We start from the raw sequence: 755 nt of genomic DNA, 5'->3' as shown, positions 1-755 counted from the left end.
TTGGCGCGGCGTTTGATTTCCTTGTTCAGTCGTTCCAGCGTATTGGTCGAGTGAATCTTCACCCGATGCGCCGCCGGGAAGTCCAGGTGTGCCAGCACGTCGTGTTCCGCCTCATCCATCACCCCGGCCGCCTTGCCAAACTTCGGCCGGAGCTTGTCCGCCACCTGGCGCCATGACTCGTGGGCGCTGTCGGCATCCGGCTGAAGAAACACCTGACGGATCAAGGTGCCGGCCAGTGCCTGATGGGACTTGGGCACACAAACCAGGACGTTGCGCATGAAGTGCACCCGGCAGCGCTGCCACGTCGCCGAGAACACCTGGGCGATGGCGGCTTTCAATCCTTCATGCGCATCGGAGATCACCAGCTTGACCCCACATAGCCCACGCTGGCGCAGCCCGCGCAGGAAATCGATCCAGAATTCCTTGGCTTCGGATTCACCGATCCCCAGGCCCAGAATCTCGCGCCGCCCATCCTGATTCACCGCGCAGGCGACTATGGCCGCCACCGACACCACCCGCCCGCCCTTGCGGACCTTGAGGTAGGTCGCGTCCAGCCACAGATACGGCCATTCGCCTTCGATCGGGCGATTCAGAAACGACTCGACCCGCTCATCGATCCCTTTGCACAGCTCGGACACCTGGCTCTTCGAGATGCCGGTCATGCCCATCGCCTGCACCAGTTCGTCGACCTTGCGGGTCGAGACCCCATTGATCCAGGCTTCCTGCACCACGGCGGCGAGCGCCTGTTCGGCTAA

General features: G+C 62.9%; 1 protein-coding gene. It reads right to left on the bottom strand.

The features are described from left to right. A partial coding sequence (locus QU481_RS23745) for an IS256 family transposase (protein ID WP_289832397.1) occupies positions 1 to 755 on the bottom strand: 755 nt, incomplete at both ends.

Origin of the sequence: Crenobacter oryzisoli, assembly GCF_030385785.1 — a bacterium.
GTDB classification, from domain to species: Bacteria; Pseudomonadota; Gammaproteobacteria; order Burkholderiales; family Chromobacteriaceae; genus Crenobacter_A; species Crenobacter_A oryzisoli.
The sequence above is the reverse complement of the archived record's forward strand: the minus strand, read 5'-3'. Positions and strand labels throughout refer to the sequence as shown.